We start from the raw sequence: 13934 nt of genomic DNA on the forward strand, positions 1-13934 counted from the left end.
CGAGCAGCAGCATGTCCGGCACCCGTCCGGCGGCCTCCACAGCCTCACGCGCGGCCGTCGCATCCGCGGCGGTCAGGACCGTGCAGCCCCAGCCCTCCAGCAGCAGCCGGGTTGCGGTCAGGATGGCGCGGTCATTGTCGACGCAGAGCACCAGCCGCCCGGCCAGGTCGGTGCCCGACGACCGCCGCCGGGGTGCCTCGGCCGGTCGTGCGGCGACCGGCGTCTCCGCCCGCGGCAGCACCACCTCGAACACGCTGCCGCGACCGGGCCTGGACCGTACCGTCACGCGATGCCCGAGCCGAGCGGCGATGCGCTCGACGATGGCCAGGCCGAGGCCCAGCCCGGCCGGCTCGTCCTCACGGCCGGAGCCGAGGCGCCGGAACTCCTCGAAGATGGCGGAGAACTGCTCGGGCGGGATGCCCGGCCCGGTATCCCAGACCTGGATCGCCAGAGCGTCGCCGCGCCGGCGGCAGCCGACCAGCACCGTGCCCTCCCGCGTGTAGCGCACGGCGTTGGAGACGAGGTTCTGGACGATGCGGCGGACCAGCGCCGGGTCGGTCAGCGCGGTCGCGCTGGAGGGGACGACCTTGAGGCGCAGGCCGCGGCGGCGGGCAATCGGCTCGAAGGGCAGCACCGCCATCCGCAGGATCTCGTCCACCGCCGCGGCCCGCAGCTGCGGCTCGACCGCGCCGGCATCGAGCTTTGAGATCTCCAGGAGCGCCTGCAGCAGTTCCTCCACCGTGGCGAGCGAGCTGTCGATATGGCCGACCAGCGGGGCCTCGGCCTTCCGGCCCAGCCGCTCCGCCAGGGTGGCGGTCAAGAGGCGAGCGGCGTGGAAGGGCTGCAGCAGGTCATGGCTCGCCGCGGCCAGGAAGCGGGTCTTGCCGAGATTGGCCGCCTCGGCCGCCGCCTTGGCCGCCGCCAGCGCCTCGTTCAGCGCCGTCAGCTCGCTGGTGCGCTCGGCCACGCGACGCTCCAGCGTCTCCGCGGTCTCGCGCAGCACGGCCTCGGCCCGGCGCTGCTCGGTGACGTCCTGGTACAGGGTGAAGAAGCCGATCACCCGCCCCTGCCCGTCGCGGTGCGGGATGTAGGTGCCGCGCGCCAGCTCGGCCCCCGCCGCGGCGAACTCGATCTCGAACACCTGGTGCCGTCCGGCCAGCACCGCGTCGATATAGGGCTTCAGCCGGCCGTAGCGCTGCTCGCCCAGAGCGGTCCGGATCGACAGGCCATCGGTCTCGCCGCGCTCCAGCCCCAGCGCCTGCTCATAGGGCCGGTTGGTGAAGCGGTAGCGCTGCTCGCGGTCGACATAGGCGATCAGCACCGGGACGTTGTCGGTGTAGATGCGGATGCGCCGCTCGCTCTCGCGCAGCGCGTCCAGCGTCTTCACCCGCTCGGTGACGTCGGTGCAGACCAGGACGAAGCCACCCTCCGGCATCGGGTTGGTCTGCAGCTCCAGCACCCGCCCGTCGGCGCCCCGCCGCTCATGGCTGTGCGGGCGCCGCCGCCGGTCCGGGTCGCGCTGCTCCTCCAGCAGCACCGAAAGGCCGAGGCCGCCGCCCGGCCCGGTCAGCGCCTGCAGCGGCATGCCGATCCCGACCTGCGGCTCGGCCAGGCCCAGGATCTCGACGAAGCGACGATTCCAGCCGGCCAGGCGCAGGTCACGGTCGAACACGCCGATGCCCTGGCCGATATTGTCCAGCGTGGCGCTCAAGAGGTCGCGGTTGAAGAGGATCGCCTCCGACGCCTGGCGCAGCAGCGTCTGCGACCGGCCGATGGCGGTGCGGTGCCGGCGCATCGTCGCGGCGACCATGATGCGGGCCGAGGCAGCGCCGATCGCGCCGCTCAGCAGCTTCTCGGTGTGGTCGGCCAGATCGCGGTCGCGCAACGCCGCCGCAGCCCCACCGAAGGCCAGCTCGGCCCGGTCCGGCCCGATGAAGCGGGCGACCAGCGTCTTCAGGTCGTCGAAGGCGGCGGCGCGATGCGTCGCCTGCGGCTTCTGCCGGGCCTCGACCACCGGGCCCACGAAGGCCTCCGCCTGCTCGCGGTCGCGCTCGCCCGCCCAGGCCAGCCGCGACACCACCACCAGGAGCGCGGTGTTCAGCACCAGGCTCCAGAACGCGCCGCGGGTCAGGGTGTCGACATCGTCGCCGATTCCCCAAAGCGCTCCCTCGACCCCGAACAGCGGCACCGAGGATACCCAGTTCACCCCGGTCAGGGTCGGCGCCAGGAAGACCACGACCCAGACCAGGAAGCCGCCGGCCATGCCGGCGACGGCGCCGTGGCGATGGGCGCGGCGCCAGTACAGCCCGGCGATCAGGGCCGGCCCGAGCTGGGCCACGGCGCAGAAGGCGATCAGGCCGATCGAGGCCAGCGGCAGGCTGCCGCCGATCACGGCGTGATAGGCATAGGCCAGCAGCAGGATGCCGAAGATCGCGATCCGCCGGATGCGCAGCACGGTGGGGCCGAGGGCGCCGTCGCCCCGTGCCGCCATGCCGCCGCGCAGCAGCAGCGGCAGCACCAGCTCGTTGCTGATCATGGTGCTGAGCGCGACGGTCTCGACGATCACCATGCCGGTGGCGGCCGACAGCCCGCCCAGGAACACGGCCAGGGACAGCAGCGGGTCGCCCGCTGCCATCGGCAGCGACAGCACGAACAGGTCAGGGTCGGCGGCCGGGCCCAGCAGCAGCAGCCCGGCCACGGCGAAGGCTGGGACGAAGACGTTGATGGCGCCGAGATAGGCCGGGAACAGCCAGCGCGCCGTGCGCAGGTCGGCCGGCCGGCCGCTCTCCACCACCCCGACATGGAACTGCCGCGGCAAGCACAGGAAGGCCAGCGCCGACATCACCGTGATCGACACCCATTCCGGTCCGACCGAGAAACCCTCCAGCCGCGCCTGCAGTGCCGGCATCGACAGCAGCCGCGCCGTCAGGTCGCCCGGCCCGTCGAACATGCCGAAGGTGACGAACGCCCCGGCGGCGAGGATCGCGCCCAGCTTGACCAGCGATTCGAAGGCGATCGCCAGGATCATGCCCTGGTGCCGTTCATTCGCCTGGACGTGGCGGACGCCGAACAGGATGGCGAAGACCGCCATGGTCAGGGCGACATGCAGGGCGGTGTCGGTCCACACCGGCGCCCGGCCCCGCCCATCCAGCCCGGTGGCCAGCGCGCCGAAGCTGAGCGAGACCGCCTGCAGCTGCAGCGCGATGTAGGGCAGCACGCCGACCAGCGCGATCAGCGTCGCCGCCGCGGCGATGACGCGGCTCTTGCCGTAGCGCGCGGCGATGAAGTCGGCGACCGAGGTGATGTTCTGCTCGCGCGCCACCCGGGTGATCTTCCGCATCATCGGGAAGCCGAGGGTGATCACCAGGATCGGCCCGACATAGATCAGGGTGAAGTCGAGCCCGTGCGACGCGGCGCGGCCGACGCCGCCGTAGAAGGTCCAGGAGGTGCAGTAGACCGCCAGCGACAGGGCATAGACCGCCGGCTCGCGCAGGCCGGAGCGCCAATAGGCCGGGCTGCGGTCGCCGAGGAAGGCGACGGCGAAGAGCAGGCCGAGATAGCCGAGCGCGATCAGCCACAGCAGCCAGTCAGCCACCGCCCGCTCCCCGCTCGACGCGTTCGTTCCTCCCCTTCATGGGAGCAGCATAATTCGGCCGGAGCCGCGCGCCGAGCGTTTCGGAGAGGCTGGCTCCCTCACCCTCCCGCCGCCAACGCGGCGGGCCCCTCCCTCTCCCCAAGGAGAGGGAAGACAAGCCCGACCCCTTCACCTCTCCTTGGGGAGAGGTCGAAATCGTGTAGCGATTTCGGGTGAGGGGGTGGCTCCGGCCCCAGGCGCGGCGAGCGGATCAGCCGAAGAACCGGCCAGGCCGGAACGTCGCCAGCTCGGGACGGACGGCGCCGTGCAGCAGCTCGTCGGCCACGGCGGCGCCTAGGAAGGCGGCGAGCGTGACGCCGCTGTGGGTCACCGCGGCGTAGTAGCCCTCGGCCTGCGGCAGCGGCCCGACGGCGGAGTAGCCGTCCTTCGGGATGGCGCGGATGCCCAGGCGTACCGCCTCCGGCTCCACCGGTCCGATGCCGGGAAGGATCGCCTGCGCTCTGCGGATCAGCTCGCGCATCTCCGGCAGGTCCGGGCTCGGCCGCGGCGCTGCAGCCGGATCGCGCTCGTCGTCGTTGCGGCAGACCAGCAGGCGCCCGGCGCCGTCCGGCCGGATGTCGCAGCCCGGCGCCTTCAGCAGGCGCTCGAGTCCGACCGCGACCGGCGGGGTGAAGGCCAGCAGGCCCGCGGTCGGCGCCAGCGGAATGCGCAGCGCCGGATCGAGCCCGGCATCGTCGGCCCAGCGGCCGGTACAATTGACCACGAGATCGGCCCCCAGCGTCCGGCCATCCGCCATGACCACGCCGGTGACGCGGCCCGACCGCAGCCCCACCCGAGCCACCCGGGTGCCGATCTCCACCCGTGCGCCGAGACGGCGGGCGGCGGCGAGCATGGCCTGGGCGTAGACGACGGGATCGACCCAGCCCTCCTCCGGGAACCAGGCCACCGGCGCGTCGCCCACGGCCGCCGGGTCGATGTCGGGTGTCAGCTTGAGCAGCTGGGCCGCGGAGATCCATTCGGCGGCATAGCCCCAGCCGCGCAGCCGCTCGAACCGCTCCTGCTGCGCCGCCTGCCCCGCCTCGTCGGCCCATTCCAGGGCGCCGTTCAGATGCAGCCAGGGCGTCGCCGCGAACTCCTCGCGCAGCGCCGCATGCGCCTTCATTCCGGCGACGTTGAGGTCGTGATAGGCCCGCGGCGTCTTGCCGTGGGAGTTCACCCAGGCGAAGCTGGTGCCGGAGGTGCCGGCGCCGATCCGCGTCGCCTCCAGCACCGTGACCGACGCGCCGCCCTGCGCCAGGCGGTACGCCACCGAGGCGCCGATGATGCCGGCGCCGATCACGATCACTGTGGTCATGCTCGTCCTCGGAAGTCCCTGCCGGGCCGCTCATGGCCGGCCCGGCGACACCTATGGTCTGCGCCGGATCGCGGCCGAAGTCGACCCGTTTGTCCGGAGGATCATGCTCCCCCAGTCCGGGGGATTGAGAGCTCCTCCCCGGTTCGGGATAATCCCGGCCATGCCGCGATCGGCCGCCGCCGGGACAGCGATGCCCGCGGCGGCCCAGGCCTGCGACGCCGGCGGCCGCTGGTCGGCCATCCGGTCGAACGGCGCCTCGGTCGATCTCGACCTGGTCCAGCACGGCCGCTCCCTGGACGGGACCGCCTATGAGCCCGACATCGGCAACGGCACAGTGCGCGGGTCGCTGCGCGGGAAAGAGATCGTCTTCGACATCCGCTGGGCCAATGGCGGCGTCGGCGCCTATAGCGGCCGGGTCGGCGGAAACGGCCATATCCGCCACGGCTTCACCTATGACCGCCGGAGCCCGGACAGCCGCGCCTCCTGGTACAACACGCCGGCGCTGGACTGCGGGGATTAGGGCCGGGCCTCACACCCACCGGAGAATGGCGGCAGCGAGGTGCCCAGCCCCGGTGCCCGGTTTGTTGCCTTTGGATGGGCTGAAAGGCATGCTGTCGGCATGACGAAGATAAATAACCATGACGCCTATATCGCTGCCGCGCCGGAGCAGTTTCGCGCCATGTTGGGCCGACTGCGCGCACAGCTGTCGCGGGCACTGCCAGACGCCAAAGAAGTCATGAAGTACAATATGCCTGGATTTCAGATCGAAGACACGATCATCGCGGGCTACGCTGCCTTTAGCAGACAATGCGGCCTCTATGTCGACCCGGGCGCAATTGCTTCTCATGCTGACGAGATCGCTTCTTTGAAACTCAAGGCAACCAAGACCGGTGTCACGTTCTCGGTGAGCAACCCCATCACCGATGAGCTGGTCGAGAAATTGGCAATCAGCTCGCGCAGCAAAAAAGGGTTTTAGCGACCCGCGCCAATGGGCGCCGTGGCCATCCGGGGCCGCTCGCACCGGTCCCTGGATGGCCATGTCGCCGCGCTCCTCGCCATGAGGAGAAAGCGATCCGGGAGTCGACCTCAAAGATCCCGGTATCAGTTCTTCTTCACATCCTCGAGATAGAACCGGCCGAGCGGGGTCTGGCCGAAGCCCTCGATGGTCTTCCGCGAGACCGTCAGATACGGGATGTAATAGAGGTCGATCCAGTTGACGTCGGCCTTGGCCATCTTCTGCAGGTCGACATACATCGCCTCGCGCTTGGCGGGGTCGGTCTCGACCCGGGCCTTGGCCACCAGCGCCACCACCGCATCGTTCTTGTAGCGGGTCATGTAGTTCAAGTTGGCGTCGTAGCCGAGGACGAAGGTGGTCTTCTGGTCCGGGTCGATGATGTCGTTGGTCCAGTAGTTCATCGCCAAGTCGTAGTCGCCCGCCACCTCCATGTCCCAGCTCTGGCTCGGGTCGACCTTCTGCAGGTTGGCGGTAATGCCGACCTTGGCCAACTGCTGCTGCACCAGCACCGACACCTGCTCGTCCACCGTGTCGCCGGTCTGCACCAGATAGGTCAGGGTGATCGGGCCGACGCCGGCCTTCTGCAGCAGTTCCTTGGCCTTCTCCGGATCATAGGGCCGGGCCCCGTTGTCGTCGGTGTGGTACAGCGCGCCCTTGGGGATGTAGGAGTTGGCGACGGTGCCGATGCCGAAGGTCACGGTGTCGACGATCGCCTTCTTGTCGATGGCGTAGTCGATCGCCTCGCGCACCTCCAGCTTGTCCAGCGGCGGGTGCGAATGGTTGATCAGCAGGTGGTCCTCGCGGGTCGAGGGGTCCTTGTGCATGATCAGGTTCGGGTCCTTCTCCAACTCCGCCACCTTGGCGAAGGGCACGAAGATGGCGCTGTCCAGCTCGCCCGCCTGGACCTTCAACATCCGGGTGTTGTCGTCGGGGACGGAGATCCATTCGACGCCGTCGAGACTGACCTTGTCGGCCTCCCAGAAATTCGGGTTCTTCTTCAGCACCACCTTCTCACCGCGGCGCCATTCCTCCATGGTGAAGGCGCCGGAGCCGATCGGCTTCTCGGCGAAGGCGTCCTCGCCCATCGAGGTCACGATCTTCTGCGGCAGCACCGCCACGCCCGGCAGGGCCAGGCTGGCCAGGAACGGCGCCGCCGGCTGGTTCAGCGTGATCACCAGCGTGTGGTCGTCCTTCGCTTCCGCCGTCTTGATCACCTTGTAGTTGTCGGCGATCAGCGACCCGGGATTGTCCCGCGCCCGCAGCAGCGAGAAGGCGGCGTCGCCGGCCGTGACCGGGCTGCCGTCGGAGAATTTCGCGTCGCGCAATTTCAGCGTGTAGACGGTGCCGTCATCGGAGATGGTCCAGCTCTCGGCCAGGCCGGGGACCAGCTTGGTGCCGTCCTTGCTGACGCGCACCAGCACGTCATAGACGTTCGAGAACACCCAATAGTCGACATTCTGCGAGGTCTTGATCGGGTCGAAGGTGGTGCCGTCCTCGCGCCGGCCGATGGTCAGCACGCCCGCAGCCTCCGCCGCGGCGCCGCCGGCCACCAGCGCCGCGAGGAACGCCGCGGTGGCGATGCCGAGATGTCTTCTGGTCCTTGTCATCGTGAGCCTCCGGTTGTTGCCCCGCCTCAGCTGCGGGCGGGGATTGCGGGATAGAGATGGCAGGCGGTGAAGCGCCCCTCCACGGGCCGCAGCGCCGGCGGCGCCCCGGTCCGGCATTCCGCTATGGCGAAGGGGCAGCGCGGATGGAAGGCGCAGCCCGGCGGCAGGTCCAGCGGGCTCGGCGGCTCGCCGCCCAAGAGGTCCGCCGGCAGTGTGCGGTCGGGGTCGATCTCCGGGATCGCGCGGATCAGGGCCCGGGTGTAGGGGTGCTGCGGCGCGGCGAACACCGCCTCGGCCGCCCCCTCCTCCACGATCCGGCCGAGATACATCACCGCCACCCGGTCGCACAGCCGCCGGACCACGGCGAGGTCGTGGGCGATGAAGATCAGGGCCAGGTTCATCCGGGCCTTCAGCTCGATCAGCAGGTTGATGATCTGCGCCTGGATCGAGACGTCGAGGGCGGCGACGCATTCATCGGCGATGATCAGCTTCGGCTCCACCGCCAGGGCGCGGGCGATGCCGACGCGCTGGCACTGGCCGCCGGACAGCTCGGCTGGGCGGCGGGACGCGTGCTCGGGTCCGAGGCCGACCAGCGTCAGCAGCTCCGCCACCCTGGCCGGGACGCGGTCGCGCGCCACCTTGCGGTGGACCCGCAGCACCTCGGCGATCGCCTCCCCCACCGCCATGCGCGGATTGAGCGCGTTGTACGGATCCTGGAAGATCATCGCCGTCTCGCGGCGCAGCCGGGCCAGGCCGGTCCGGCCGCCTTCGGCGATGTCGTCGCCGCCGAAGCGGATGGCGCCGCCGGTGATCTCGCCCAGCCGCAGGATGGCGCGGCCCAGCGTGCTCTTGCCGCAGCCGGATTCTCCGACCAGCCCCAGCGCCTCGCCCGGCGCCAGGGTGAAGGAGATGCCGTTGACCGCCCGCACCAGCCGCGGCGGCCGCCCGGGCAGCGGCAGGCCCCCGCCGGCGCGGAAATGCACCTCCAGGTCCTGGACGTCGAGCAGGGTCATGCCGCGTCCCCCAGCGCCCGGTGGCAGGCGGCCATGTGCCCCGGCTCGGGCCAGGACGGCTCCGGCCGCGCTGCCATGCAGCGGTCGAAGGCGCGGTCGCAGCGCGGATGGAAGCGGCAGCCGGACGGCAGGTCGGCCAGGGCCGGCGGCTGGCCGGGGATGAAGGGCAGCAGGTGGCCGCCATCGGCATGTGACGCCGGCTGGCAGGCGATCAGCCGGGCCGTGTAGGGGTGCTTCGGCGCCGCCAGCACCGCCCGCTTGCCGCCGGCCTCGCACAGCGTGCCGCCATACATCACGGCGACGCGGTCGCAGCTCTGCGCCACCACGCCGAGATCGTGGGTGATCAGGATGATGGCCAGGCCGCGGCGGTCGCGCAGATCCAGCAGCAGCCGCAGGATCTGGGCCTGCACCGTCACGTCCAGCGCCGTGGTCGGCTCGTCGGCGATCAGCACCTCCGGGTCGCAGGCCAGGGCGGTGGCGATCATCGCCCGCTGCCGCATGCCGCCGGAGAATTCATGCGGATAGCCGCCGGCCCGCCGCTCCGGGTCGGGGATGCCGACCTGGCGCAGCAGGTCTATGGCCGCCGACCGCGCCTCGCGCTTCGAGGCGCCGCGATGCAGGCGGATGCCCTCGGCGATCTGGTCGCCGATGCGCATCACCGGGTCGAGATGGCTGGACGGGTTCTGGAAGATCATGCCGATCTCACGCCCCCGCACCCGGCGCAGATCTTCCGGCCTCAACGCCGCCAGGTTGCGGCCCTTCAGCAGCACCGAGCCGCCGGCGATGCGCAGGCCGCCGGGCAGCAGGCCGATCAGCGCCCGGCAGGTGACGCTCTTGCCGGAGCCGCTCTCGCCCACCAGGCCCATCACCTGCCCGGCCTCCAGGCTGAAGGAGACGCGGTCGACCAGGATCGTCTCCGCCCCGCCCCGGGTCGCGGCCACCGACAGGTCGCGGACATCCAGCAGCGGCGCGCTCATTCCTTCACCCCGAGCCATTCGCCCAGGCCGTCGCCGAGCAGGCTGAAGCCGAGCGCGATCACCGCCAGCGCCATGCCGGGGAAGGCGGCGATCCACCAGGCGCGGATGATGAAGTTCTGGCTTTCCGCCACCATCACGCCCCACTCGGCCGTCGGCGGCTGCACCCCGAGGCCGAGATAGCTGATCGAGGCGCCGAGCAGCATGGTCAGCACCACGTCGGACATCGAGAACACGATCGAGCTGACCATGGCGTTCGGCAGGATGTGCCGCGCCATGATGCGAAGATGGCCGTAGCCCAGGCTGCGCGCGGCGGTGACGAAGTCGCTGGCCTTCAGCACCAGCACCTGCGCCCGGACCAGCCGGGCGTAGGAGACCCAGCCGACCAGGGCCATGGCGATGAAGAAGCTGCCGAGGCCGGGGCCTAGGATGGCGATGATCGCCAGCATCAGCACCAGGAAGGGAAAGGCGATGACGATGTCGACGACCCGCATCACCACGATGTCGACCCAGCCGCCGAAATAGCCGGAGATGCAGCCCACCGCCGTGCCGAGAATGAAGGGGATCAGCACGCCGAACACGCCCATCATCAGGTCGAAGCGGGTGCCCCAGATCAGGCGGGACAGCACGTCGCGGCCGAAATTGTCGGTGCCGAGCCAATGTGCGGGGCCGGGCGGCAGCAGCGCATTCGCCGTGTCCTGCTGGATCGGGTCATAGGGCGCGATCACCGGCGCCAGCAGCGCCACCAGGACGAAGAGGCCGACGATGCCGGCGCCCCACCACAGCGCGCCCGGCACCCGCGGCAGCCTGATCCTGAGCCGCGGCCGGACGGTGGCAGTGCCGGCGACCGCGCTCACAGCTTCACCCGCGGGTCGAGGGCGACGGTCAGGATGTCGGCCAGGAAGTTCACCGTGACGCTGGCCACGGCGAAGGCCATGGCCACGCCCTGCACCACCATGTAGTCGCGGGTGAAGATGCCGCGCACCAGCAGCTGGCCCATGCCGGGGATCGAGAACACGTTCTCGATGATCACGGTGCCGCCGATCAGCCAGCCGATATTGACGGCCAGCAGGTTGATGGTCGGCACGATGGCGTTGGGCACGACATGGCGCCAGAACACCATCCCCTCCGGCAGCCCGCGCGCCCGCGCCGCCGTCGCCTGGTCGGAGCGCAGCTCAGCGATCATCGCGGCCCTGAGGGTTCGGGTCAGCACCGCCGACAAGGCCAGGGCGATGGTCAGCCAGGGCAGCACCAGGTGATGCAGCCGGTCGGCCCAGTCGTCGCCGTAGCCCGCCACCGGGAACAGGCCCAGCGTCACGCTGAACAGGATGATCAGCATGATCCCCAGCCAGAACGGCGGCAGGCCGAGGCCGGCGGTGGAGACGATGCGGATGGCATGGTCGGCCAGCCGCCCGCGGCGGCGCGCGGCGATGGCGGCGAAGGGCACGGCGATCAGCAGCGACAGCAGCACGGCGCCGAACACCAGCAGCAGCGTCGGCTCGATCCGCTCGGCGATCAGGCGCAGCACCGGGACCTTGTACAGGATCGACCGGCCCATCTCGCCATTCGCCAGATTCTGCAGGAACAGGCCGTATTGCGTCCACAGCGGCTCGTCGAGCCCGAACTGGGCGCGGATCCGGGCGATCGCGTCCGGCGTCGCCTTGGTGCCCAGCAGCACCCTCACCGGGTCGCCGGGAATCGAGCGGATCAGCACGAAGGTGATGACGCTGATGCCGAACAGCACCGGGATCAGCTGCAGCGGGCGGGTCAGGACGAAGCGGAAACGGTGCATCGCCGGTCAGCCCGGGCGGCGGGCGGGCATCAGGCGCCCCGGTTCCGTTCGAGGAAATCCAGCAGCACCGGGTAGTAGGCGTGCGGCTCCTCGTAGAACGGCATGTGGCTGGAGTTCGGGAAGACGTGCAGCCGGGCATTCGGCAGCGCCAGCTTCATGCGCAGCGCGCAGGCCGGGGTCAGCTCGTCATGCTCGCCGCAGGTGATCAGCACCGGGACCTTGATCCGGTGCATGTCGGGCAGCCGGTTCCAGTCCTTGAGGTTGCCGGTGTAGAGGAACTCGTTCGGGCCCTGGATGGTGCCGTAGGGGCCCATGTTCCAGTCGTCCAGCGACCGCTTGACGGGCGCCGGCCAGTGGTCCAGCCGGCAGACATGGCGGTGGTTCAGGATGGTGATCGCCGCCTGGTACACCGGGTGGTCGAGCGTGCCCTCGGCCTCGTGCCGCTGCATCATCGCCACGGTCTCGGGACCGAGCGCCGCGCGCAGCCGCTCCAACTCGCCGATCAGATGCGGGATGTCGGCGGCGGTGTCCTCCAGGATCACGGTCTTCAGCGCCTCCGGATGGGTCAGCGCATATTCGACGCTGAGCCAGCCGCCCCAGGAGTGGCCCAGCAGATGCACCCGGCCGAGGCCGAGCGCCTTGCGCACCGTCTCCACCTCCGCGACATAGCGGGTGATGGTCCAGAGCGCCGGGTCGGTGGGCCGGTCCGAGGCGCCGGTGCCGAGCTGGTCGAAGGCGACGACGCGGTAGCCCTTGTCGATCAGGCAGGAATGCGCGTCGCGCAGATAGTCACAGGGGAGTCCCGGCCCGCCGTTCAGGCACAGCACCGTCTCCGGCCCCGAGCCGAAGCTGTAGGCCACGACCTTGTGGCCATCCACACGAATCTCGTCCCGCCGATCCGGCGCGATCTCCCGCCACATTCAGCCGTCCCCATCTGATCATTTTTTGCGTCGCGAAACGCTAGACTGATCGGACAAATCCGGCAAGGCAGCCCGATGGGGATGATCATAACCCGCGGTTGCTGCGCCGCCTGCCGCCATCGGGCATGATGCCGCCTCGATTGCCCGATAGCCTATTTCCGGCGGACCATCGCCACAGCACGACCGATTCAGCAGCAGGACTGGCCGATGAACGACACCGGCATCTCGATCCGGGACCGCCTTCTCAAGGACAGGCATGCCCTGCTCGACCTCAGCACCCGCAACCGGCTGGTCAATGTCCCGCTGCGCACCCGCAACGTGCGGACGATCGAGATCGTCGACGAGGTCTCGACCGAGGTGTACCGGCTGCTGCAGGAGGGCAAGGCGCTGACCTTCATGCCCGGCCGGCAGCTGAGCGAGGAGGAGCGCACCGCGCTCGACCCGCAGGACACCGAGACCGGCGGCATCCCGCAGCCGGAGGCGGATGAGATCGACGAGAACGGCATCGCCCGCCGGCACAGCGACCTGCAGCTGCAGACGCGGCTGACCTCGGAAGGGCTGCAGAAGCGCCTGTTCGACATCTGGTACGACGCCCAGACGCTGGAGGAGGAGCAGGGCGTCAACGTCCTGTACCTGGCGATCGGCCTGCTGCGCTGGTTCGACGGAGAGGGCGAGGATGCGCCCGCCCGGCACGCGCCGCTGATCCTGCTGCCCGTGCGGCTGGAGCGCACCAGCGCGGCCGAGAAGTTCAAGCTGCGCGGCCGCGGCGAGCCGGCATCCCCCAACCTGACGCTGCAGGCCAAGATGCGGGCCGAGTTCAGCCTGCTGATCGAGGATGTGCAGAACGAAGACGAGCTGGACCTCGCCGGCTACATGGCCCGGGTGGCGGAGACGGTGTCGAAGCAGAAGCGCTGGGAGGTGCTGCCCGACGCGATGGTGCTGGGCTTCTTCTCCTTCGCCAAGTTCCTGATGTACCGCGACCTGGACCCGGAGAACTGGCCTGCGGCGTCGCCGATCGACCAGCATCCGATCGTCACCGGCCTGCTGCGTGACGGATTCCCCGAGAGCGAGCCGCTGATCCCCGGCCACGACACCAAGATCGACGCGCTGATCCCGCCGGCGCGGATGAACCACATCGTCGACGCCGACAGCTCGCAGACCGTGGTGATCGAGGAGGCGGCGGGCGGGCGCAACCTGGTGGTGAAGGGGCCGCCCGGCACCGGCAAGTCGCAGACCATCACCAACATCATCGCCGCCGCCGTGGCCGAGGGCCGCAAGGTGCTGTTCGTGGCCGAGAAGATGGCGGCGCTGGACGTCGTCCACCGCCGGCTGCGCGACGCCGGCCTGGGCCCGCTGACGCTGGAGCTGCACAGCAGCAAGGCGACCAAGCGCGGCCTGCTGGAGGAGCTGAAGCGGACCAAGGAGCTGGCGCCGGCCGCCGCGCCCAACGGCGGCTCGGTGGTCGAGAAGCTGACCGAGTCGCGCGACCGGCTGAACGCCCATGCCGAGGACCTGCACCGGCGCCACGATCCGCACGGCCTGTCGGCCTATCAGGTGATCGGCCGGCTGGCGGCGCTGCGCGAGAGCCCGGCCCGGGCCGGCTTCGTGCTGGAAGCGCCCGAGACCTGGCCGCCGCTGGAGCGGGAGCGCCGCGCTGACATCGT

Annotated in this window: 11 protein-coding genes; 3 read left to right on the forward strand and 8 right to left on the reverse strand. The window is 70.3% G+C overall.

The genetic code is table 11. The features are described 5' to 3' along the window. Together P409_RS11720 and P409_RS11725 are read right to left on the reverse strand one after the other, a co-directional pair. The coding region (locus P409_RS11720) for a PAS-domain containing protein (RefSeq protein WP_034835959.1) at positions 1–3595 on the reverse strand (3595 nt) is incomplete at its 3' end. 250 nt (positions 3596–3845) lie between these two features. Beyond that, a complete protein-coding gene (locus tag P409_RS11725; protein WP_034835962.1) occupies positions 3846–4949 on the reverse strand; it encodes an NAD(P)/FAD-dependent oxidoreductase in 1104 nt (367 codons plus the stop codon). A gap of 160 nt (positions 4950–5109) precedes the next feature. On the opposite strand from P409_RS11725, the gene P409_RS11730 reads away from it, so the two are divergent. Both P409_RS11730 and P409_RS11735 read left to right on the forward strand, forming a co-directional pair. Beyond that, on the forward strand, positions 5110–5469 hold the full coding sequence (locus tag P409_RS11730) for a hypothetical protein (RefSeq protein WP_034835965.1): 360 nt from the start codon (positions 5110–5112) through the stop codon (positions 5467–5469). A 39-nt stretch (positions 5470–5508) separates the two neighbouring features. Then, a complete protein-coding gene (locus tag P409_RS11735) occupies positions 5509–5925 on the forward strand; it encodes an iron chaperone (protein WP_202964643.1) in 417 nt (138 codons plus the stop codon). 125 nt (positions 5926–6050) lie between these two features. Here the strand turns inward: P409_RS11735 and P409_RS11740 are convergent, their stop codons facing one another. The 6 genes from P409_RS11740 to P409_RS11765 are packed head-to-tail and all read right to left on the reverse strand — an operon-like array spanning position 6051 to position 12228. Continuing rightward, a complete protein-coding gene (locus P409_RS11740) occupies positions 6051–7571 on the reverse strand; it encodes an ABC transporter substrate-binding protein (RefSeq protein WP_052120430.1) in 1521 nt (506 codons plus the stop codon). Positions 7572–7597: 26 nt separating this feature from the next. Continuing rightward, positions 7598–8584 (reverse strand): ABC transporter ATP-binding protein, encoded by a 987-nt coding sequence (locus P409_RS11745; protein WP_034835970.1) that lies wholly within the window; start codon positions 8582–8584, stop codon positions 7598–7600. Further along, complete coding sequence (locus tag P409_RS11750) at positions 8581–9561, reverse strand: ABC transporter ATP-binding protein (protein ID WP_034835973.1); 981 nt, start codon at positions 9559–9561, stop codon at positions 8581–8583. The genes P409_RS11745 and P409_RS11750 overlap by 4 nt, the downstream gene beginning before the upstream one ends. Further along, on the reverse strand, positions 9558–10415 hold the full coding sequence (locus P409_RS11755) for an ABC transporter permease (protein ID WP_034835976.1): 858 nt from the start codon (positions 10413–10415) through the stop codon (positions 9558–9560). The genes P409_RS11750 and P409_RS11755 overlap by 4 nt, the downstream gene beginning before the upstream one ends. Beyond that, entirely contained in the window at positions 10412–11350 is a 939-nt protein-coding gene (locus P409_RS11760) for an ABC transporter permease (protein WP_034835979.1), read from the reverse strand. Before P409_RS11760 ends, P409_RS11755 begins: the two co-directional genes overlap by 4 nt. Positions 11351–11379: 29 nt before the next feature. Continuing rightward, positions 11380–12228, reverse strand: coding sequence for a proline iminopeptidase-family hydrolase (locus P409_RS11765; RefSeq protein WP_202964644.1), 849 nt, complete (start codon positions 12226–12228; stop codon positions 11380–11382). A gap of 249 nt (positions 12229–12477) precedes the next feature. Here P409_RS11765 and P409_RS11770 point away from each other — a divergent pair. Next, positions 12478–13934, forward strand: a 1457-nt coding sequence (locus tag P409_RS11770; RefSeq protein WP_034835986.1) for a DUF4011 domain-containing protein, incomplete at its 3' end; no start/stop codon positions are given.

The organism is Inquilinus limosus MP06 (assembly GCF_000767795.1).
Lineage (GTDB): Bacteria > Pseudomonadota > Alphaproteobacteria > DSM-16000 > Inquilinaceae > Inquilinus > Inquilinus limosus_E.

Bases quoted from the DNA above. Each gene is read 5' to 3' on its own strand.
- P409_RS11745 (WP_034835970.1), bottom strand. From the start codon at position 8,584: ATGACCCTGCTCGACGTCCAGGACCTGGAGGTGCATTTCCGCGCCGGC.
- P409_RS11740 (WP_052120430.1), bottom strand. From the start codon at position 7,571: ATGACAAGGACCAGAAGACATCTCGGCATCGCCACCGCGGCGTTCCTC.
- P409_RS11760 (WP_034835979.1), bottom strand. From the start codon at position 11,350: ATGCACCGTTTCCGCTTCGTCCTGACCCGCCCGCTGCAGCTGATCCCG.
- P409_RS11750 (WP_034835973.1), bottom strand. From the start codon at position 9,561: ATGAGCGCGCCGCTGCTGGATGTCCGCGACCTGTCGGTGGCCGCGACC.
- P409_RS11725 (WP_034835962.1), bottom strand. From the start codon at position 4,949: ATGACCACAGTGATCGTGATCGGCGCCGGCATCATCGGCGCCTCGGTG.
- P409_RS11730 (WP_034835965.1), top strand. From the start codon at position 5,110: ATGCCGCGATCGGCCGCCGCCGGGACAGCGATGCCCGCGGCGGCCCAG.